Source organism: Methylomonas sp. 2F7, assembly GCF_057126975.1.
In genome coordinates, this window is the sequence record NZ_CP195203.1 from 3,015,317 (window position 1) to 3,036,352 (window position 21,036).

Genomic DNA, 21,036 nt, shown 5'->3' on the forward strand with positions numbered 1-21,036 from the left:
AATTGCACGCGCTACCCCTCCCGCTAAATCACTTGTGTGCGTCGCAGAACGGCAACAATGCCAGGAACCGCGCTTGTTTAATCGCAGAAGTCAACTGTCTTTGATATTTAGCACTGGTACCGGTAATACGGCTAGGAATGATTTTGCCGGTTTCGGTAACGTACTCGCTCAATAAGTCCAAATCTTTATAATCGATTTTGATCGCGTCTTCGCCGCTAAAACGGCAACCTTTTTTGCGTCTAATGTTATTACGTGCCATCACAATTCTCTTGGTTCAATGTTGATTATTCGGAATCCGCTACGACTTCAGTCTCGACGACTTCTACTTCAGCTTCTTCGGTTTCTTCTTCGACTTCTTCCTTAACCCGGCTACCGGCTTTTTGACCGTCGTTGCCGCTGACGGCAATCGCGGAAGGCTCGGTTACGGCCGCTTTTTGCGCCAGGGTTTGGCTGCGCAAGATGGCGTCGTTGAAACGAAAACCGCTTTCCAGTTCTTCAAGAGTGGCTTGATCGCATTCGATATTCATCAACACGTAATGTGCTTTATGAATTTTTTTGATAGGGTAGGCCAAATGTCTACGGCCCCAATCTTCCAAACGGTGAATTTTGCCTGCGGCTTCTTCAACAGTGGATTTATAACGTTCTATCATAGCCGGCACCTGAGCACTTTGGTCAGGGTGGACTAAGAAGACAATTTCATAATGTCGCATGATTTCTCCTTACGGGTTTAAAAGCCTCCCATCCGTCAGGACAGTGAAGCAAGGGACGGGGATAAATTCCCCAAAAAGCTGGGCATTATAGAAATAGGCGCTGTTTTTGCAAAGCAATTTTTCAACAACGCCTAAAGTTGACTAGGCAAATAGGCTCAATAAACCGTTACTGGCAATGGCTCGGCCTGCTTCAATTTCTTCGAGAATAGCGTTGGAAGTATCGGTTGCTGCACTGTCGGTGTGGCCTTGGCCTTGACTATTGCCGCCGCGATTTTGCTCTCCGGCCGTTTGAAAGGACTCGCGTCCCGGTCTTTGTTCGGATTGTTGCTGGGAAACGTTAACATCCGCCAAATTCAAGTTTTGCCCGCCCAACATTTCCCGCAACTTGGGGATAGCCGCCTCTATGGCGTCCCTGACCGCCGCATGCTGGGCGGTGAAGACCACACTGGCTTGATCCTGATTCACATCAATCTTGATGGAAATGGGACCTAAATGCTCGGGATTCAAGCGAATTTCGGCGGAAGGCACCGCTTGTTTATGCATCCACAGCAACTTTTCGCCCAAGTCGGTGTTCCATTCCGGATGAGTTAAATGTTTTTCTATCGCCGGCGCCGGCGTTTGCCCGGCATTATTTACCGATTTATTCATTTGAGCGATGTCGGCCGTCATTCTGGACAAGCCCACGTCAGCCTCGCTACCGCCCATTTGATGCTTCGGCACGTCGCCCTGCTCAGTTTGAAAAGCATTGGCCGCGTTGTCTTGCGCAAATTGCTGGGACGCGCCCTCTTCGGCGGCAAGGGTTTTGGCAAAACCGCTCTCCGCTGCCATGGCCTTCCGCCCTTCATCCGTGCCGTTCAATGCCGTCAACGCTTCTTTTTTAGCATCCATACCCAACAGTTCCGGACTGTTTTTGACGGCAGACATCGCCTCACTGGTTGCTACTGCGGATTTTAATACCTCATTAACGCCACTCACGCTATCCGCAACCGGCAAGGGCTGAGCCTGCATCCCCGCCAACATCGCTGCATTCTCTGCCTGCTCATTTGCGGTCTCCGTATTTTCCGCAGCTATCTCGGCAAAGTTATCTTGATTTGCCGAGGTAACCGGTAAAACCGGGGCTTGTTGTTCGGTAACCGTAGCAGCCTCCAAGCCTTGCAGATATTGCAACACATCCGCCAAGGCTTGCATGGTATCGTCCAGATTAATATCCTGACCGAGCTTGGTTGCCGTCGGCAAACTCTTGCCGAACAGAGCGGTAAAATCCTGCATGCTTTGACTATTCAAGGTGTCCGCGCCCAAACCACCCAGCTGCTGTAAATTCGCCAAACCGGCGTCACCGGCCGCCCCCTTGCTCAATAAACTATTCTGCAATTGTGCCAGTTGCTCAAGCAGCGTCGCCGAAAACACGCCGGCACCGCCACCTTCGCCCAATAGACCTGTAGTCGCAACACTGGCGCTATCGGCAGAGGCTAATAGAGACAGCGGATTTAAACCTTGGATATTCATGGCATTTCTCCTGACATTTTTATTTAATCAAGCACTTCCCGTGCCATCCTTACGTCCTGATCGCGCAGCCCGGTCGTCTTGCTCGGCCTGTTCACGTTTTTGTTCGACTTTCATTTCTTCGACCAACGCCAAATCACTGACTTTTTGCAGACTTTTGGTACGCTGATGCGCATCTTCCCAGCGCTTGCGGGCCCGCTGCACCTCGCGCTCATGGTTGCTAACCGTCTGCTGCTGGCTTTCGATAGCCTGATCAAGCTTGTCGGCGAAGGCCCTGAACTCCATCAACTGAGTGATATTGATCCCAGCCTGCTGTCTGACGGCGAATTTACCTAAATAGTCCAGACGGTAACTTTGTAAATTTTCGAGCTGAGCTTGTAGCTCTTGCAGCTTTTGCTGACTGATACCCAAAGCCTCCAAAGCGTCACGTTCCTGACGCGCATGCAGGTCGATAATAACTTTCAGTCGCTGCGACTTTTTCATCAGCTAGCCAACAATTGCGCCAACTCGCTCAGACTCCGGCTCAAGTCCACCGATTCATCCATGCTTTGTTGCAGAAAATCCATGATCGCCGGATTTTTTTCTATCGCTTTATCAATGCGCGGATCAGCTCCCGGCCGATAGGCGCCTACACTGATCAAATCCTTGTTCTGTTGATAGGTGGAATACAAACGCCGCAAATCCCGCGCCATTTGCAGATGTTCCGGCTCTATGATGTCCGGCATCACCCGACTGATCGACGCTTCAATGTCGATTGCCGGATAATGACCGGATTCGGCCAGGGAACGCGACAGCACCACATGGCCGTCCAGCACACCTCGCGCCGCATCGGCAATCGGATCGTTGGTATCGTCGCCTTCCGCCAATACCGTATAAAACGCGGTAATCGAACCGCCGCCTTCGTCGCCATTGCCGGCGCGCTCCACCAATTGCGGCAATTTCGCAAACACCGAAGGCGGATAGCCCTTGGTTGCCGGCGGCTCGTCTATCGCCAAAGCAATTTCCCGGTACGCCTGAGCATATCGAGTCAAAGAGTCCATCAGCAACAACACGTCCAGGCCCTGGTCACGAAAATACTCGGCGATACTGGTCGCCAACAAGGCGCCATGCACCCTCATCAACGGCGAATCGTCAGCCGGCGACGCAACGACTACGGCTCGGCGCAACCCTTCTTCACCGAGGATTTTCAGTACAAACTCATTAACCTCCCTGCCCCGCTCACCCACCAAGCCCACCACGACGACGTCGGCATTGGTAAACTTGGTCATCATCCCCAGCAACACGCTTTTGCCGACACCGGTACCGGCAAACAAACCCATACGCTGCCCGCGGCCGACGCTGAGAATGGCATTGATAGCCCGCACCCCAACATCCAAGGCCTCGCGAATGGGTTTGCGGCTGAGCGGATTGATGGTGGTGCCGGATAAGGAAACTTTGGCATCGGTATCCAGCGGACCCTTACTATCCAGGGGTTTGCCCGCGCCGTCGAGCACTCTACCCAACAGACCAAAACCGACGTTGGCTAGACTGTTCTTGCCCATAGGAATGACACGACAACCGGGTTCCAGACCATGCGTATCGCCGGTCGGCATCAAAAACAAGCGGGATCCGCCAAAACCGACGACCTCAGCCGTAATGATCTTGCCGGATTTGGTAATCACTTGACACAACGAACCGATGGCCGCCCGGCAGCCTTCTGCTTCCAACGTCAAACCCACCATGCGCGATAATTTCCCTTCAACGACCAACTCCAAAGGATCGGCTGCCAGTCTTTCCCGGTACGGTTGCAAGCGCGCCAACCACAAATCGGAACGGTCGGCATTGGGGATCATCGGCCAAAATCCTCGCGGCGCTCGCCGCCCAATACCGTGGCAATCACAGCGGCCACACGGCTTTCGACGCTGGCATCGATTCTGGACATTTCGGTTTCGACGGTGCAACCGCCGCGACTCAACAAAGGGTTTTCCTGCAAGCGCCAGGGCGGCATGTTTTCATCGAGCTTTAACGCGGTGCGAACCAAGGCCGCATCTTCGGGATGTAAGTTCACGGTGACTTTCTGCGACGCCAGCGGCAAGGCATTGATCGCCTCTCTCACCACACCGACGATCTCGCCGGGTTCCAACTTCAATTCCCGGCGAATCAATTGACTGGCGATGGCGATGGTTAATTTAACCAACTCCTGCTCGACCGATTCGTCGAGTTGCTTGAAGGGCTCGCTGAGCGCTTCCAGCAAAGTTGTGAGTTCGGCTGCCTGTTTTTGCAGCAAATGTAAACTTTCTTCATAGCCTTGTTTGCGCCCGGCCTCAAAGCCTTCTTTTTGTCCGTCCGCGTAGCCTTGCTGCTTACCTTGTTCGAAGGCTTCGGCGTAGGCCTGTTTCTGAATTTCTTCAATCTGCTCGGCGGTCAGAACCTCTGTGACTTCTTCCAATTCGACCGATTCGGAGCGCGGCGTGCTGAAATCCTGCAGATTAGTCCACCGATCCAGAGCCTGAAGTTCGGCCTCGGAAAATTTATTGCTCTTAGACGAACTCATCGCCACCGCCACCGCCGCCCAAAGCTATTTCACCCGCATCGGACAAGCGTTTGGCTATCGCCAGAATATCTTTTTGCGCGGCCTCCACTTCACTCAAGCGCGCAGGCGGCGCGGCTTCCAAATCGTCGCGCAACATTTCCGCCGCGCGTCTGGACATATTGGCAAACACTTTATCGCGTAAACCGGTTTCCACACCACGCAGGGCCAGCAACAACTGATCGGTGGACACTTCGCGCAACAGTGTTTGAATACCGCGATCATCGACGTTGATCAAATCGCCGAACACAAACATTTTATCCTGGATACGTTGACCCAAATCGGCGTTGGCTTCGTTGATGTCTTGCATCATCGGATCGCTGATACCGCTTTCGATAAAGTTGAGGATATTGGCCGCCGCGTCGATACCGCCGATTTGCGAGGACTTCACGCCGTCGCTGCCGGTCAACTGTTTCTCCATGATATCGTCCAACTCACGCAAAGCGGCGGGTTGCACGCCTTCCAGAGTAGCGATGCGCATCAAAATATCCGAACGCATATTTTGCGGCAATAAGGTCAGTACGTCGGCGGCCTGATCGGCATCCAGCAAAGACAAAATAATAGAGATGATTTGCGGATGTTCCAGGCGAATCAAATCGGCGATGGAACGCGTATCCATCCACTTCAACTGTTCGATACCCTTGCTGTTCGCACCCAACAAAATCCGGTCGATGATGCTGCCGGCTTTATCCGCGCCCAGGGCATTGGTCAGCATATTACGGATGTATTCGTCGGAATCCAGACCCAGGCCGGTTTCGTTTTTGATTTCGATGATGAATTCTTCCAGCACCTCATCAACCATACCCGAGCTAATCGGCCCGAGTTGTGCCATGTTCGAACCGATCAATTGCACTTCTTTCGGTCCCATATGCTTCAACACCGAGGCCGCTCTATCCTGTCCCACCGCCAATAGCAGCAGCGAAGCTCTTTGTGCATGCGTTAATTTCTCTTGCTCAGCCATCGTCTTTTAACCAGGTTTTGATCACTTGCGCGACCAATTTAGGATCTTCGTCGATCAGTTTTTGGACATATTCCAAACGTTTTTCGTAGCTTTGTGGGGCTTCGAGTAACAATAAATCTTCCACGCCAGTGGTGATGGTGCGTACTTCGCCGGTTTCCTCATCTACCGAGACCGCGACAGCCACCGGCTTGCCGGTCTCATCGAAACGCACCACACCACCGGTTGCTTCCGCGATTGCCTTGGCTTGTTCAAGCGCTTCTAACTGTTCTTCCTTGGCAATCAGGGTGCGCAGACCTGGCCGCAATACCCCCATGATCAGCAGCAAGACTACAGCAACCGCCGCCAACTGTTTCAGTGCACTGGCAAACCAGGGTTGTTCCCAGATAGGTTCGGAAGGTACTTCTTCCATTGCATCGGGCAATCTGAACGCGACATTGGTTACCGTCACCTGATCGCCGCGGCTATTATCATAACCGACGGCCTGTTTGACCAAGTCGCGAAGTTGATTCAGATCTTCTTGCGAGTAAGCAACTAGCGTAGCTTTTCCGTCGGCTTGCACCACTTTTTTATCGTCAACCACGACCGCCACCGACAAGCGTCGTAAGGCACCTGTGGCGAGTTTAGTATGGGTGATGGTTTTATCCAGTTCGTAATTACGGGTGGCGGTTTTGTTGGACGAGGCGGAACCCGATTCCGCAGCAGCTTGTTTTTCCTGGCCGCTGGCGACTTCCGGCGCGGTACCCGTTGGTGGAGGTTGATTCGATAAGGCTCCGGGCACACCTTGCACTTTGGATAAGGAGTTATTTTCTTCCTGGGTTTGCTCGCTACGCAAGGCAGGCAAATCCGGGTTAAACATTTCTTGGGTTTTTTCGGTAACGGTAAAGTCAACGTCGGCGGAAATTTGCGCCCGCATGCCGTCACCGCCTACCAGTGGCGTCAGGATATTTTCGATCCGTCCACGCAGGTGTTCTTCTATATTTTTCTTATATTCGAATTGCTTGCTGGACAAGGACATATCTTCGCCGCCTTCCTTGCTGTTCAACAAACGACCTTTTTGATCCACGACCGTCACTTGACTGGCTTCCATTAACGGTACGCTGGAGGCAACCAAATGGATGATGGATTCGATTTGTTCTTTTTCGAGAGTGCGGCCTTGATACAGCTCCACCACTACCGAGGCGCTGGGCTTTTTACGTTCGCGGACAAATACCGATTGGACCGGAATAGCCAGCAGCACTTTCGCGGATTTGACGTTTTGAATGGTTTGAATAGTCAGCGCAATTTCGCCTTCCAATGCGCGTTGAAACCGCATTTGCTCGACATTTTTGCTGGCGCCGAAGCCGTTGTCTTTATCCAGCAATTCGTAACCCAGACTCGCGCTGCGCGGCAGGCCTTGTGCGGCCAATTTCAATTTCAGTTCCCGGACATTATCGGCCGGCACCATGATCGCGCCGGAGCCGGTTTCGACCTTGTAATCGACATTTAACTTGGTCAACGCATCGAGAATTTCCGCGGAATCTTTTTCGGCCACGCCGGAAAACAGTAAATCGTAAGACGGGGCCTGCGACCACAACACCACGGCCACGCCCATCGCAACGCTGAACGCCAAGCCCAACATTAGAACAAGCTGACGAAGCATCGGCATTTTGCTCAGGCTTTTCAAAGCAGGGTGCATTTTGTCGGCGTTTGCCATACTTGATTGGCTATGGGCCTCCATCGGTAGATTTCTGTCTAGTTCGCTCATGGCTTATATTCCGCTAGCCTACATTGACATGCCCATCACGTCCTTATAGGCATCCACCAGTTTATTACGCACCTGGAGCATGGCCTGAAAAGAAACGCTGGCTTTTTGCGAGGCAATCATCACTTCCGCCAAACTGACGTCACTCTGACCCATCTCAAACGATTTAGCCATACCGCTGGCGGTTTGCTGGGTATTGTTTACGGCGTCGATGGATTGTTTCAACATGGCGGCAAAATCGCCGGACGTGTCGCTAGGCTGTGGCTTGGCGCCGGCCTCTATGGACATTGCCCGCATCTGCGCGAGCACTTGGTTAACATTCATATCTGACATGATAATGACTCTTTTAGGTTGCCTTGCTTAGCACAAGCATTTTTCAAGCCAAGATTTAACCTGGTACCATCACTCCCGCTTCCTTCATCCGCGCAATTTTGTAGCGCAGGGTACGCGGACTGATACCCAGCTTGGCGGCTGTGGTTTTCCGGCTGCCGCTGACATCGCGTAACATTTGCAAAATAATTTTTTCCTCGGCCGAACGCACGCCGTCGCCCAAGCTGCCGAGCTCGAATTGGCTATTGTCGCTATCGGTTTGCCGCGATTCTACGGCAAGACTTTGCACAGCAGCGGGCAAACTCGGCAAAACCAACATATCTTCCTCAAAAATCAGGTCGTCGGCGCCGATTTGACTCCGGCTTTGCAGGATCAACGCCCGCTGCACCACGTTTTCCAACTCTCTGACATTACCTGGCCAATTGTATGCAGATAACTTAGTCATTGCCGCATCATCAAAGCTGCAAGCGGCTTTCCCTGCCGGACTATGCTTGCTCAACAACTCCAGCGCCAGCGGCAAAATATCGCCAGGCCGCTCCCGCAGCGGCGGAATTCTGAGCGGAAATACGCTCAAGCGAAAATACAGATCTTCGCGAAACCGGCCATCCTGCACATATTCTTTTAGTTTGCGATTGGTAGTCGCCAAAATTCTGACGTTCAGCGTGATTTTGCGATGGCTACCCAGACGCTCGACCTCTTTTTCCTGCAACACCCTTAGCAATTTTGCTTGCAGCGAAATATCCATCTCGGAAATCTCGTCCAGTAATAAGGTGCCGCCTTGCGCCAGCTCGAATTTACCAGGCGCCGATTGCACAGCACCGGTAAATGCGCCTTTCTCGTAACCGAACAACATCGCTTCCAGCATGTTTTCCGGAATCGCCGCGCAATTGATGGCCTCGAACGGGCCGGCATGATAATGCGAGTTCCGATGAACATAACGGGCCAGCACTTCCTTACCGGTACCGCTCTCGCCTTCCAGCAGCATGGTCACATCGGTTTTGGCTACTTTGCTGGCTAATGCATAAAGCTTTTTCATACTCTCGTCAGCCACTACGCGCTCGTTAATTATTGGGGCTTGCAGCGTAATCAATGATGCTACCTTATCGACCAACATGCCCGCTTCGAACGGTTTGATCAGATAGTCGGCCGCACCGGACTGCATGGCTTCCACCGCTTTGGGGATGGTGCCGTAAGCCGTCATCAGCAACACCGGCAACTGCTCGAATTTTTGCTGAATATTCTGCAACAGCTGAAAACCGTCCATCACCGGCATTTGCACATCGCTGACCACCAGCCTGACCTGATACTTGGCCAACTGGCTCAGTGCCTCAATACCGTTTTTAGCGGAGATTACCCGATAGCCTTCAATTTCCAGGGTATCGCATAGCGCCTCGCATAAAGCCATGTCGTCTTCGACGATAAGCACATCATACTGTTTCATAATTTTGCTCCATTGTGGCAATACCGGCGGACAAGCCGAGGGTGTATTGGCTGGTACAGGGCAGATTCAAGGTAAAACTTGTACCTTGCCCCGGCGTCGAACGACATTTGACGCTACCGCCGTGCGCGCGCGCCACGCTATCGACCACCGCCAAACCCAAGCCGGTGCCATTGGACTTGGTGGTGTAGAACGGTTCGAATAATTTAGTTTGCTGCGCTTCGACGATACCTGGCCCATCATCCGTCACGGTGATGTCTATGCAGCCTGAATCGCTCCGACGGACCGTTAATGCAATTTTGTGCGCGCCGGCCTCGGCCGCGTTATTGATTAAGTTCAATACTGCCCCGCGCAATGCATCTTCATTGCCAAGCAACTGATCGGTGCTGATGCGGTTTTCGATGCTGAATTCGCCCACAAAACTATCGGCTGCTTCGGCGAGATGTATTAGCAGCCGTTGTAATGAAAAACTTTGCATCGCCATCCGACCCTGCTTGGCAAAGATCAGCATGTCGTTAACTTGGCGCTCCAGGTAATGCAGACGTTCTAAAATTTTCTCGGAGAACTGTTGGCGCTTTTCGTCGGGAATCGAGGGTTTGCTCATTTGTGACGCATACAAAATCGCGGTCGCCAGCGGTGTACGGACCTGATGCGCCAGACCGGCCACCATTTCCCCCATAGCGCTCAGTTGTTTGTGCTGCGCCAGCGTATCTTGCAAGGAACGCAGTTCGCTGACATCCGACAACAGAATGATTTGTTCGGCATCGTTACCCAACGAGCTGTGGGTAATATTCACTTTACGGCCGTCTCTGAGTTGGCGTTCATGCGGCGATTCGAACACTGGTTGCAGACTGCGCGCCGCTACATTCGACCACAATTGGCCTAGCAAGGGTTCGCCCAAAAAGTCCACGGAATGAACATTGCAATCGACGATCATGCCGTGCGCATTCAGCACCACCACCGCCGCCGGCAAAGCTGCCAGAATCTGTTGCAAGCGACTGGCGAGCTTCTCCTTCTCGATCAGCGTGTTCAACCGTTCGCTGCGCGCGGCCTGCAACTCGCGATTGAGCTTGGCTACTTGCTCTTCCAAGCCCTGATAGGAATGCGCCAGATTCTCCGAAAGTTCGTTAAAGATCCGGAATGCATCGGTCAAGCGCTCGGTTTTTTGTTGTTGATGCAGCTCTAAAGTACCCATATTTAGTCGCCTAATTGATTGTCTAGACGCTAGAAGCAAAATTTAGACCATTTAAATTTTTATTTAAAAACAGATGCTTAAATAAGAGTTGTCAAGTTTTTGACGAAAAGAGGCAGGCTGTTAGCTCCGGACTGGTGACGAATTGGCTTTGCGACTATGCTATGTGCACACTTGAGCAACCCCATCTTCGCTATGCGCAAAAATCCGATGAAACCCAATTTCCCATTAAATAAACTACTGCTGATTCTGGCGCTTAACCCCGTGCAGATAAGCGTTGCCGATGACATTCAGGCCGGCAAGTTTTACGAAGCCGCGTTACAGTCCTACAGAAATCAAAATAACGCCGAAGCCATCATCCAGTTAAAGAATGCGCTACAGCAAAATGAAAGGTATGTTTCGGCTCACATGCTGCTTGGTGAAATTTACTTGCAACAGAAATCGTTGACGGAAGCAGAAGTCCAACTTGGCTTAGCCAAACAATTAGGCGCGGATCCATCTTTAATAGCTGAAAACTTGGCCAAGCTCTATACCTACCAAATCCGCTACAACGACCTGCTGAAGGAAATCGATCCCGCGCAGTTCAACACTGGTTTGCGCCCGATTTTGCATGTTTACCGGGGTAACGCATATCTGCAACTCAATTTAATCAGCGAAGCGCTGAATGAATTCGACATTGCCTTGCAAATTGCTCCCAACCAGGTTAATGCCGCAATTGGGCGCGCGAATGCACTGTTAAAACGTGGTGACATTAAAGGCGCCGATCAAGCCGCCGAGAAAGCTATACAAATGCAAGCCAACGATGCCGGCGTTTGGTATGCAAAAGGCTCGATCAAGCATGCCAACATGGAACTGGACGAAGCTCTAAAATTTTACGACAAGGCGATAGAGCTTAACCCCGATCATGTAGACACACGACTTGCCAGAGCGGGCCTTTTAATGGACTTAAAACAAGACGAGCGGGCACAGCAAGATTTGGAATATGTACGCAGGGCTTATCCTTTTGAACCGAAAGCAGCCTATCTACATGCGGTTTTACTCGAGCGCAATAACCAGAAAGAAGCGGCGACCAAAGAATTGGAAGTGGCAGCCGACATCATCACCGGTATCAAACCGGAATATTTATCGGCACATGGTCCGACTTTAATGCTCTCCGGCTTGGTTAACTACAGCCTGCAAAGATTCGACTTGGCAGCAGAGTATTTGCGTCTGTATGTTAAGCAATACCCGGAACAATCAGGTACCTATAAATTGCTAGCCACCATACTTTTAGAGAAAAACGAACCCGAACAAGCTATTGATTTGCTCCGCCCTATGCAAATCCGCAATCCCCAGGATCAGCGTTTGGCATTTTTATTGGGAAGCGCTTTCATGAAGGCCGGCAAACACGATATGGCCAATAATATGTTTGGAAAAGCCGCTGCGTTAGGCAGTGACAGCGCTAGCCTGCAAACCGAAATAGGACTTAACAGATTAGCAATGGGCCAGGAACAGGCGGCAGTTCAAGACCTTGAAGTGGCATTCAAAAAAAACCCGGATGCTATCCAAGCAGGTATTCCTCTCGTGGCACTTTACATGAGCCGTGGTGAACCGGAAAAAGCGTTAAAAACCGCGCAAGCGCTACATGAGAAAGCGTCGAAAAACTTTACACTATTAAATTTACTGGGGACGGCCCAAGTTAGCACTGGGCAGTATAAACAGGCGCGGCAAAGTTTCGAGAAGGCGATTGAACTCAACCCCAATTTTCTCGACGCGCAAATTAACCTAAGTAAACTGGACGTTGGCGAGAACAAATTTGATCAAGCCAGACAGCGCCTACAAACCTTGCAGCAAAGTCACCCGGGTGACATAGATATTCTTATTGAGTTGGCCAAAGTCGAACAAAGCGCCGGGCGCTATCAGGCAGCCAATGATTGGCTAGCAAAAGCGAAGATGATAGACCAAAAATCATTACCGACACTTTTGGCTTTGGTTGAGCTGAATCTGAAGATGGGCAAAGCTGCAGAGGCTAATGCCGCAGCACAAGCGGCGGAAATGATCGATAAGAACAACCCCCAGGTTATCGACGCCCTGGCTCGAAGCTACTTAGCTAACAACAATAAGGACAAAGCCTTAGGTGTATTTATCCGCATGGCCGACCAAGCACGGTTTAATGTCAAACAACTTTACAAAGCAGCTCGTTACCAAATAGATGCAGGCGATTATTTTGAAGCAATAAAGACCTTGAAAAAAGCAGTATTGGTTGACGAAAATCATATACCTTCGCAAATTGCCTTGGTGGAAATGGAACTGATCCATGGGAAACCAGTATTTGCATTGAACCGCGCAGAAAGCCTGCTAAAACAATATCCAAAACGCGCCTTTCCCCACCGACTGTTGGGAAACATTGCCGATCATGACAAAAACCTTAGTTTGGCCAATAGCCATTACCAAGCGGCTTTCGACCTGGAGCCGGATACAACATCATTGATGCTGCTCTATGAAAACTTGAAAAAAATCGATCAGTCGGACAAAGCCTTTAATTTACTGGATCAGTGGGTCAAAAAGCATCCTCAAGACCAACTACCGATGGCTGCCTTTGCGAACGAATTACTGAAAAGCGGAAAGTTTAAAGAGGCAGAAAAATACTACGTCGAGCTATTGAAACAGTTCCCCAACGAACCACAGTTTCTGAACAACCTTGCTTATGTGTATCTCAATACCGGCAACAACAAAGCCTTATCCATTGCCGAAAAGGCCCATAAATTGGCCCCTGACCAGCCGGCAACGAACGACACCTTGGGCTGGATTCTCGTTAACACAGGACAAATAGAACAGGGGCTTCATTACTTACGAAACGCACACTCACTACTCTCGCAAGATCCTGAGATACGCTACCATATCGCTGTTGCCCTCAATCAGTTGCAACGCCAGGAAGAGGCTAAGCAAGAATTGCAAGAAGCGCTAAAAGGCGACGCTATTTTCAATGGCCGTGAACAAGCCAAAGTACTGCTTGAAAAGCTCAGCAGGTAGTCGATTTTTTAAAATATGTCGTAATTTTTTACACCGCGCACAACTGCCGATCTTATTTATTCACAAATGAGCAATTAAACCATTGTATTCAAATAATAATTTTACTATGGCCCATTAAGTGCTTACAAATAAACAGACCGTAATTCTTTGTTTATGACCAATAGTACAATGGTTATTTCCAGACCGGCGAAGACAATAGCGGAAGGTAAAATTCGAAAAAAATGTGAGGACATTATGACCCCAAAATTCTTGGCTATAGCAACTCTATTGCTGGCCCCATGGTCGGTTAACGCCACGGTATGGACTATAAACAGTACTAGTTCAGTGACACCGGCGGGCATTCAGAGTATGGGAGCATACTCAGTCGGGACTACAAGTACTTCAACTTTTTCTACAGCCACACTGGCTTGGTACGGTAGTGCTAACGGCCTGGGTGTATTAAGCGGCTCAGAGACGACGAGCAGCTTTCCGGACCATGCGGTTGATAACAACGGCAGAATCGAAGCCGTACTATTTCGGTTTGATGGCAGCACCATTTTAGACAAGCTAACTGTCGGCTGGCCGGATACCACGGCCTACGATTCGGATATTTCGGTTCTTAGGTATACCGGTGCAGTACCAGCTAGCGGTCCACTTACTGGCGCAGCAGATATTTCCGGAAAAAGTATTTCCGGTCTCCTTAGCAACAGCTGGGAATTCGTAGGTAGTTACAATACAGTCGGAGACGTGGCTGAAGACATCAACCCGAGCAACCTGTCTTCAAGTCTTTGGTTGATTAGCGCGTACAGCAGCAGCTGGGGTTCAGGTAAAGGTGATCCTTCCAGCCAGTTGAATAACAGCAACGACTACTTCAAGCTTACCCAGCTTGTCGGCACAGCAGGAACTCCAGGCGGTGGCGGTGGCGTCGGCAGCGTTCCAGAGCCAACCAGCTTGTTGTTATTGGCTAGCGGCATTTTGGGCTGGAGAATAAACCGCAAAAATCAGGCTTTGGCTGCATAAAACGACTTAGGATCCAGAATAAAAAACCGCCTACCGAATAAAACCGGAAGGCGGTTTTTTTATGTCACACGTTTTAATGCAACTTAAGGATATAAAGCAACGGTCTCTAACGACTCATGCTCAGGCAACCCGAACATCAGATTCATATTTTGCACTGCCTGCCCCGACGCGCCCTTCACCAAGTTATCAATCACGGACAAAATCACCACCGTATCGCCGCCTTGCGGCTGATGTATCGCAATTTGACAGCGATTACTGCCGCGTACGTTGCGTGTGTCGGCATGACTGCCAGTCGGTAACACGTCCACAAATCTTTCTTCCCGATACCTCTCTTCAAACAGACTTTGCAAATCCAGCTTTCGTTTTAAACGCGCATAGAGCGTGGCGTGAATCCCCCGAATCATAGGCGTCAGATGCGGCACAAAAGTTAGCTCAACAGCCTGCTTGGCGATATTTTGCAAACCCTGAGTAATTTCCGGCAAATGTCTATGCCCGGCAACCGCGTAGGCCTTAAAACTCTCTCCCGCCTCGCTCATCAAAGAAGAAATCTCCGCCTTGCGCCCGGCGCCGCTGACACCGGATTTTACATCGGCGATTAAGTGCTGCTTATCTATCGCTCCGGACTCTAATAACGGCAAAAAGCCGAGTTGCACGGCAGTCGGATAGCATCCAGGACAAGCGATTAAACGCGCTTGCTTGATTTGCTCGCGATTAACTTCCGGCAAACCGTAGACGGCTTCGCCGATCAAATCCGGACTGGCGTGTTGCATGCCATACCATTTTTCCCATTCCTGCCGGTCTTTAATCCGGAAATCGGCAGATAAATCGATAACCTTGATACCGAGTGCCAGCGCCGCCTCAGCCATCAACATTGCGGTGCCGTTTGGCGTGGCGAAAAACACTACATCGCAGTCTTTTAAATTATCCAACTCCGGCAACGTAAATTTCACATCACAGTAGCCTCTTAAGCTTGGATATAGCTGATCCACTCGCAAGCCGGCATCAGCTCGAGAAGTCACTACGCTAACCTCGACCTGAGGATGCAATACCAAAATTCTTAATAATTCGACGCCGGTATACCCGGTACCGCCGACAATGCCTGCACGTATCATGAATGCTCTCGTTGAAAAAATACTGTTAGTCAAATGCGGCGCATATAATACGACACTCTCTCCGCAAAGCTTAACACCATGCGCGCCATCGAGATTTATCGCTCCGCCGAGTTCAACAATTTAATTGTCGTTGATCAGCAGCAACCCACTCCCGCCGCCCATCAAGTGCTGATAAAAGTTGTGGCCGCCGGAGTAAATCGACCCGACCTCATGCAACGTAAAGGATTGTATCCGCCGCCACCTGCCGCATCCACCGTTCTCGGATTGGAAGTCGCTGGCACTATCGTCGCACTCGGCAACGAAGTAAGCGAATATAATATTGGTGACCCGGTTTGCGCCTTACTAACCGGCGGAGGTTATGCTGAATATTGCTTGGCAAGCGCCTGTTGCTGCCTACCATTACCGAAAGGCTTGAGTTTTATTCAAGCCGCCGCGTTGCCGGAAACTTTTTTTACGGTCTGGAGCAATATTTTCGACCGTGCAAAACTGCAAGTCGGTGAAAGCTTATTGGTACATGGAGGCACCAGCGGCATCGGCACGACCGCGATTCAACTCGGCAGAGCCTTCGGCGGCCGAGTCATCGTCACGGCGGGTAACGAAGAAAAATGCCGGCATTGCCAAAAATTGGGCGCAGACCTTGCGATCAATTATCGGCAACAAGACTTTGTCGAAGCCGTTATGCATCACACCGGCGGCAAAGGCGTTAATGTCGTTTTAGACATAATCGGCGGCGACTACTTGCCCCGTAACTTGAAATGCCTGGCTATGGACGGCCGACTACAACAGATTGCCATCCAGAACGGCGGCAAGAGCGAAATCAATCTAGCATCCGTGCTGATGAAACGCCTTACCATTGCCGGCACGACCTTGCGCCCCCGCAACGACGAGTTCAAGGCTAAAATAGCCCAACAACTTTTTGCAAAGGTTTGGCCGCTACTGGAATCCGGCCAACTCAAACCCATCATCGATTCGGTTTTTCCGCTAGATCAGGCCTCCCAGGCCCACGAGCGCATGGAAAGCAGCCAACATATCGGTAAAATTATTTTGGAGGTATAAGCATGTCCTACACCACGCTGGTTTCCACAGACATTTTAGCTGCTAACCTGAACAATCCGGATTGGCGAATATTCGACTGCCGATTCTCGCTAGCTGAGGTGACAGCTGGGCATAAAGCCTATCGACAAGGCCATATTCCCGGCGCCCGCTATGCTGATTTAAACCAGGATTTGTCTTCGCCTGTGCGATCCTACACCGGCCGCCACCCGTTACCGGACTTTGCATTATTAGGCAAAAAGCTGGGCGAGTGGGGCGTTAACAATCGTAGTCAAATCGTGGTTTATGACGATGCCGGCGGCGCGTTTGCCGGCCGGATGTGGTGGCTGCTACGCACGATGGGTCATACTCAGGTCGCTGTGTTGGATGGCGGATTTGCGCGCTGGCAAAAGCAAGACTTGCCGGTCACTACCGCGCTTCCGAAAATTACAGCCAGCCAATTCCGCGTCTATCTGGACAACAAAGAATGGCTGGACGCCGAACAAGTAGCAAACGGTTTGGCGACACGAAAAATCACCTTGATAGATGCCAGAACACCTGAACGCTTTTATGGCTGGCAAGAGCCCATAGACCCAGTAGGCGGCCATGTACCCAAAGCGCTAAATAGGCCGCTGCAAACTAATCTGGACAAATCGGGATTATTTTTACCCGCCGACCAGTTGCGCCAACAACTTAGCGCGCTAGTTACTCCTTATCCTGCCGAGCACGTAGTACATATGTGCGGATCCGGTGTGACCGCCTGTCACAACCTGTTAGCGATGGAAATTGCAGGATTAAGCGGCTCGAAACTTTACGCCGGCTCATGGAGCGAATGGATTACCAACCGAAATAGACCGGTCGCAACCGATTGAGTGGCGCCATCAAAGACAACAAACGTGTTTAAAGGATTTCTCTAAACCAGTTATTAATTGAGCGGAAAGACAAGACGCTGAATAAATTCAGCGTCTTAAACGAAGGTTTAATACTTAAGCGTTAGGCCTGGAATGGATTTTCCAAGACTATAGTTTCGTTCCGGTCCGGGCCCGTGGACAAAATCGTTACTTTTACACCGACCAGTTGTTCCAGCCTCGCAATATAGGCTTTGGCATTTTCCGGCAATTGCGCAAAATCGGTGACGCCGGCCGTAGTACCGGTCCAACCCGGCATTTCCTCAATCACCGCTTCACACGCAGCGTATTGATCAGCACCCAACGGCGCGGTTTCCGTAATTTGACCGTTAATCTTGTAAGCGGTGCAGATACCTATTTTGTCCAGGCCATCCAGCACATCCAGCTTGGTCAGACAAATACCGCTCAAGCTATTTAATTGGGCTGATTTGCGCATTGATACCGCATCGAACCAGCCACAACGGCGCTTACGCCCTGTCGTGGCACCAAACTCGTGGCCTTTCACACCAAGATGTTCACCATAGTTATCCAGCAATTCGGTCGGGAACGGGCCATTACCCACTCGGGTGGAATAGGCTTTGGTAATACCCAACACGTAATCCAGCGCCAAAGGTCCCACGCCGGTACCGGTGGCAGCGCCGCCTGCCGTCGTATTGGACGAAGTGACATAGGGATAAGTACCGTGGTCAATGTCCAGCAGTGCGCCCTGCGCACCTTCGAACAGCACGTTCTCACCTTGGTTTTGATAGCTGTAGATAGCCTCCCCAACATCGGTCAGCATCGGCTTGATGATCTCGCCCAAGCGCAAGGTATTCGCCAGCACCGCGTCATAATCCACAGGCTCGGCATGATAATAATTAGTCAACATGAAGTTGTGATATTCAACCAGCTCTTTTAAGCGCGCGGCAAATTCCTCGCTATTGCGCAAATCGCCCGCTCGCAGGCCACGTCTGGCTACCTTATCTTCGTAAGCAGGCCCAATGCCGCGCCCGGTAGTACCGATAGCTTTGCTACCCCTGGCTTTTTCGCGGGCCTGATCGATAGCGACGTGTATCGGCAGAATCAAGGCACAGGCTTCGCTAATTTGCAACCTATGCCGAACCGGCACTCCAGATTTTTCCAGAATCTCGATTTCCTTCAACAAAGCTTCCGGACAGAGCACCACGCCGTTGCCGATCATGCACTGCACGCCTTCGCGCAAAACCCCGGAAGGAATCAGATGCAACACCGTTTTTTCGCCATTAATCACCAAGGTGTGACCGGCATTGTGACCGCCTTGAAAGCGCACCACCGCAGCAGCTTGTTCGGTTAAAAGATCGACCAGCTTACCTTTACCTTCATCGCCCCATTGCGTGCCAATAACAACAACATTCTTTCCCATATTATCTAACCTTAAACTAGTGGTTTAACGACAGCTTATTGATCTAACGACCCACTGTTGATTGTGTTTTTCTAAAATAGCGTTGCAGCCCTGCTGTTCGGCGCCGCCTTGTTGTTCCGGCAGATGTTGAATCACCGCCACGCCTTGCGCGCGTAAATCTCTGACCGCTTCCCGCAAATCGGCGTCTTCCGCAAAGGGCGCAAACACCACCTGAGCCGCTTCATCATCAACTTTAAACATACTGGCCAATACTTTTAAGTCCGCACTGAAACCCGTAGCGGCTCGCGCTCGGCCGAACACTTCGCCGATGTTATCGTAACGGCCGCCACGGGCGATTTCTTTGCCCAGAGCAGGCACAAAAGCCGCGAACACCATGCCGGTGTGATAGTGATAACCACGTAACTCGGCCAAATCGAAACTCACCGTCAACGCCGGAAAATCGCGGCGCAATTTATCGGATATACCTTGTAAATCGGCCAAAGCGCCGACAATCTCATCGGCACCGGCAAAACCGGTTAATAATGCTTTGGCTTTGTCCAGTATATCCCTACCGCCATTCAGCTTCGGCAAGGCATTGAATATGTCTTTGTAACGTGCGTCAATCTCAAACTCGGCAAGCAATTCCGCCAATTCGGTTCTGGCCTTACGCTGCAGAACATCGAACAATTCGGCTTCCTGCTGCGGATTGAGACCGGCATGCTCAGCCAAGGCCCGGTAAATAGCGACATGCCCTAAATCCAGGTGCACATTCTGCAGACCGCTAATTGCCAACATTTCCAGCATCAGTTGGATGACTTCGTAATCGCTTTCCAGGCCTGCATGACCGTATAGTTCAGCGCCGATCTGCATCGGGCTACGGCTCTTTTCCAACGGATCACCCAAGGTGTGCAACACGGTACCGGCATAGCACAGCCGGGTCGGGCCATCGTGCTGAAAGTGATGTGCATCGATTCTGGCAACTTGCGGCGTCATATCCGCCCGCACGCCCAACATTTCTCCACTCAACTGATCGGTCAGCTTAAAAGTCTGCAAATCCAGATCGTGCCCGGAACCGATGAGCAAGGATTGCAGAAAGTCTACGAACGGTGGAATAACCAACTGGTAGCCCCAGCAGGCAAAAGTATCCAAAAGTTTTCTACGCAAGGTCTCGAGGTGCGCTGCCTGTTCCGGCAATACTTCGCTAATCCCTTCCGGCAACAGCCAGGTGTCTTTTTTTTGCATTTTTGTCTATCTCAAACACAGCAAACGCCCCGCGAGGCGGGGCGTTTGACTATACATAATCCAAAAGGAGTTTATTTCTGATTCTTGAAATATTTGAAGAAGTCGGAATTGGGTTCCAGCACCATGATGTTGCCGGATTTACCCAAACTTTCCTTATAAGCTATCAGGCTGCGATAGAAAGCAAAGAAATCGCTGTCCTCGCTGTAGGCCTTAGCGAAAATATCGGCTGCTTTAGCGTCGCCTTCGCCGCGCATCACTTCGGAATCGCGGTAAGCATTCGCCAAAATGATCTCCCGCTGTTTATCGGCATCCGCGCGAATCCGCTCGGCGGCTTCAGAACCTTGCGAACGAAACTCGCGAGCAACCCGGGCCCGTTCGGCTTCCATTCTTTGATAAACCGAGGTGCTGACTTCAGCAGGCAAATCGATGCGTTTTACTTGCACGTCGACGATAGTGATACCCAGTTTCGCGGCATGCGGCGACACATTGGTAATCAACGCATCACGAATCGCGCTACGATCTGTGGAAACCAATTGTTTGATCTCGCGTTTACTGAACTCGCTACGCGCGGAATCTTTGATGATTTGATCGAGACGGATATTGGCCTGATTCACATCGCCGGCAACGGTGGTATAAAAGGTTTTAACATCGCCAATCCGCCATTTCACGAAAGAATCGACAATAACGTTTTTCTTTTCCGCTGTCAAAAAGCGCTCAGGCGTCGAATCCATGGTCAGGATTCGGGCGTCGAATTTTTTAACGTTGTTAATGAAAGGCAATTTAAAATGCATGCCCGGTTGGAAATCGGCTCCCACGATCTCGCCCAACTGAAATTTAATTACCCGCTCGGTTTCGGCCACGGTAAATACCGACATCGAGAGCAAGACTACTACTGCGCCAACGGCGACTAAAATCTTATTTCCCATC

Annotated in this window: 19 protein-coding genes; 4 read left to right on the top strand and 15 right to left on the bottom strand. The window is 50.9% G+C overall.

Annotated features, from left to right (window positions below; all coding sequences use genetic code 11):
* Positions 1 to 28 precede the first annotated feature (28 nt).
* The 11 genes from rpsR to ACR64Q_RS13445 all read right to left on the bottom strand — a co-directional run bounded on the left by rpsR (position 29) and on the right by ACR64Q_RS13445 (position 10,447).
* A complete protein-coding gene (gene rpsR, locus ACR64Q_RS13395; protein WP_020482464.1) occupies positions 29 to 259 on the bottom strand; it encodes a 30S ribosomal protein S18 in 231 nt (76 codons plus the stop codon).
* A gap of 25 nt (positions 260 to 284) precedes the next feature.
* Entirely contained in the window at positions 285 to 710 is a 426-nt protein-coding gene (gene rpsF / locus ACR64Q_RS13400) for a 30S ribosomal protein S6 (RefSeq protein ID WP_020482465.1), read from the bottom strand.
* A 141-nt stretch (positions 711 to 851) separates the two neighbouring features.
* Positions 852 to 2,216, bottom strand: a complete 1,365-nt coding sequence (locus ACR64Q_RS13405; RefSeq protein WP_026601318.1) for a flagellar hook-length control protein FliK — start codon at positions 2,214 to 2,216, stop codon at positions 852 to 854.
* A gap of 27 nt (positions 2,217 to 2,243) precedes the next feature.
* Positions 2,244 to 2,696 carry a flagellar export protein FliJ gene (gene fliJ / locus ACR64Q_RS13410; protein ID WP_313732212.1) on the bottom strand — a complete coding sequence of 151 codons (453 nt, stop codon included), beginning with the start codon at positions 2,694 to 2,696 and terminating at the stop codon, positions 2,244 to 2,246.
* Positions 2,696 to 4,045 (bottom strand): flagellar protein export ATPase FliI, encoded by a 1,350-nt coding sequence (fliI, locus tag ACR64Q_RS13415; protein ID WP_313732211.1) that lies wholly within the window; start codon positions 4,043 to 4,045, stop codon positions 2,696 to 2,698. Before fliI ends, fliJ begins: the two co-directional genes overlap by 1 nt.
* Complete coding sequence (locus tag ACR64Q_RS13420; protein ID WP_313732210.1) at positions 4,042 to 4,746, bottom strand: flagellar assembly protein FliH; 705 nt, start codon at positions 4,744 to 4,746, stop codon at positions 4,042 to 4,044. The genes fliI and ACR64Q_RS13420 overlap by 4 nt, the downstream gene beginning before the upstream one ends.
* On the bottom strand, positions 4,733 to 5,743 hold the full coding sequence (fliG, locus tag ACR64Q_RS13425; protein WP_313732209.1) for a flagellar motor switch protein FliG: 1,011 nt from the start codon (positions 5,741 to 5,743) through the stop codon (positions 4,733 to 4,735). The genes ACR64Q_RS13420 and fliG overlap by 14 nt, the downstream gene beginning before the upstream one ends.
* A complete protein-coding gene (fliF, locus tag ACR64Q_RS13430; protein WP_313732208.1) occupies positions 5,736 to 7,487 on the bottom strand; it encodes a flagellar basal-body MS-ring/collar protein FliF in 1,752 nt (583 codons plus the stop codon). The genes fliG and fliF overlap by 8 nt, the downstream gene beginning before the upstream one ends.
* Positions 7,488 to 7,505: 18 nt before the next feature.
* Entirely contained in the window at positions 7,506 to 7,817 is a 312-nt protein-coding gene (gene fliE, locus ACR64Q_RS13435; RefSeq protein ID WP_026146905.1) for a flagellar hook-basal body complex protein FliE, read from the bottom strand.
* Positions 7,818 to 7,872: 55 nt separating this feature from the next.
* Positions 7,873 to 9,255 carry a sigma-54-dependent transcriptional regulator gene (locus tag ACR64Q_RS13440; protein WP_313732207.1) on the bottom strand — a complete coding sequence of 461 codons (1,383 nt, stop codon included), beginning with the start codon at positions 9,253 to 9,255 and terminating at the stop codon, positions 7,873 to 7,875.
* Positions 9,242 to 10,447 carry a sensor histidine kinase gene (locus ACR64Q_RS13445; protein WP_313732206.1) on the bottom strand — a complete coding sequence of 402 codons (1,206 nt, stop codon included), beginning with the start codon at positions 10,445 to 10,447 and terminating at the stop codon, positions 9,242 to 9,244. The genes ACR64Q_RS13440 and ACR64Q_RS13445 overlap by 14 nt, the downstream gene beginning before the upstream one ends.
* Before the next feature lie 207 nt (positions 10,448 to 10,654).
* Between ACR64Q_RS13445 and prsT the strand changes: the two genes are divergently transcribed.
* Both prsT and xdp1 read left to right on the top strand, forming a co-directional pair.
* Positions 10,655 to 13,456 (top strand): XrtA/PEP-CTERM system TPR-repeat protein PrsT, encoded by a 2,802-nt coding sequence (prsT, locus tag ACR64Q_RS13450; RefSeq protein WP_313732205.1) that lies wholly within the window; start codon positions 10,655 to 10,657, stop codon positions 13,454 to 13,456.
* Between the two features lie 153 nt (positions 13,457 to 13,609).
* Positions 13,610 to 14,455, top strand: a complete 846-nt coding sequence (xdp1, locus tag ACR64Q_RS13455) for an exosortase-dependent surface protein XDP1 (protein ID WP_313732204.1) — start codon at positions 13,610 to 13,612, stop codon at positions 14,453 to 14,455.
* An 83-nt stretch (positions 14,456 to 14,538) separates the two neighbouring features.
* Here xdp1 and argC read toward each other — a convergent pair whose 3' ends face one another.
* Positions 14,539 to 15,567, bottom strand: a complete 1,029-nt coding sequence (gene argC / locus ACR64Q_RS13460; protein WP_313732203.1) for an N-acetyl-gamma-glutamyl-phosphate reductase — start codon at positions 15,565 to 15,567, stop codon at positions 14,539 to 14,541.
* A gap of 78 nt (positions 15,568 to 15,645) precedes the next feature.
* Between argC and ACR64Q_RS13465 the strand changes: the two genes are divergently transcribed.
* Positions 15,646 to 16,623 carry an NAD(P)H-quinone oxidoreductase gene (locus tag ACR64Q_RS13465; protein WP_313732202.1) on the top strand — a complete coding sequence of 326 codons (978 nt, stop codon included), beginning with the start codon at positions 15,646 to 15,648 and terminating at the stop codon, positions 16,621 to 16,623.
* Between the two features lie 2 nt (positions 16,624 to 16,625).
* Positions 16,626 to 17,471 carry a sulfurtransferase gene (locus ACR64Q_RS13470; RefSeq protein WP_026601330.1) on the top strand — a complete coding sequence of 282 codons (846 nt, stop codon included), beginning with the start codon at positions 16,626 to 16,628 and terminating at the stop codon, positions 17,469 to 17,471.
* 121 nt (positions 17,472 to 17,592) lie between these two features.
* Here the strand turns inward: ACR64Q_RS13470 and ACR64Q_RS13475 are convergent, their stop codons facing one another.
* The 3 genes from ACR64Q_RS13475 to hflC all read right to left on the bottom strand — a co-directional run bounded on the left by ACR64Q_RS13475 (position 17,593) and on the right by hflC (position 21,035).
* Entirely contained in the window at positions 17,593 to 18,888 is a 1,296-nt protein-coding gene (locus ACR64Q_RS13475; RefSeq protein WP_026601331.1) for an adenylosuccinate synthase, read from the bottom strand.
* 24 nt (positions 18,889 to 18,912) lie between these two features.
* Positions 18,913 to 20,109: an ATP phosphoribosyltransferase regulatory subunit gene (locus tag ACR64Q_RS13480; protein WP_026601332.1), complete on the bottom strand. Its 1,197-nt coding sequence runs from the start codon at positions 20,107 to 20,109 to the stop codon at positions 18,913 to 18,915.
* 71 nt (positions 20,110 to 20,180) lie between these two features.
* Positions 20,181 to 21,035 (bottom strand): protease modulator HflC, encoded by an 855-nt coding sequence (hflC, locus tag ACR64Q_RS13485; RefSeq protein WP_026146907.1) that lies wholly within the window; start codon positions 21,033 to 21,035, stop codon positions 20,181 to 20,183.
* Position 21,036 lies beyond the last annotated feature (1 nt).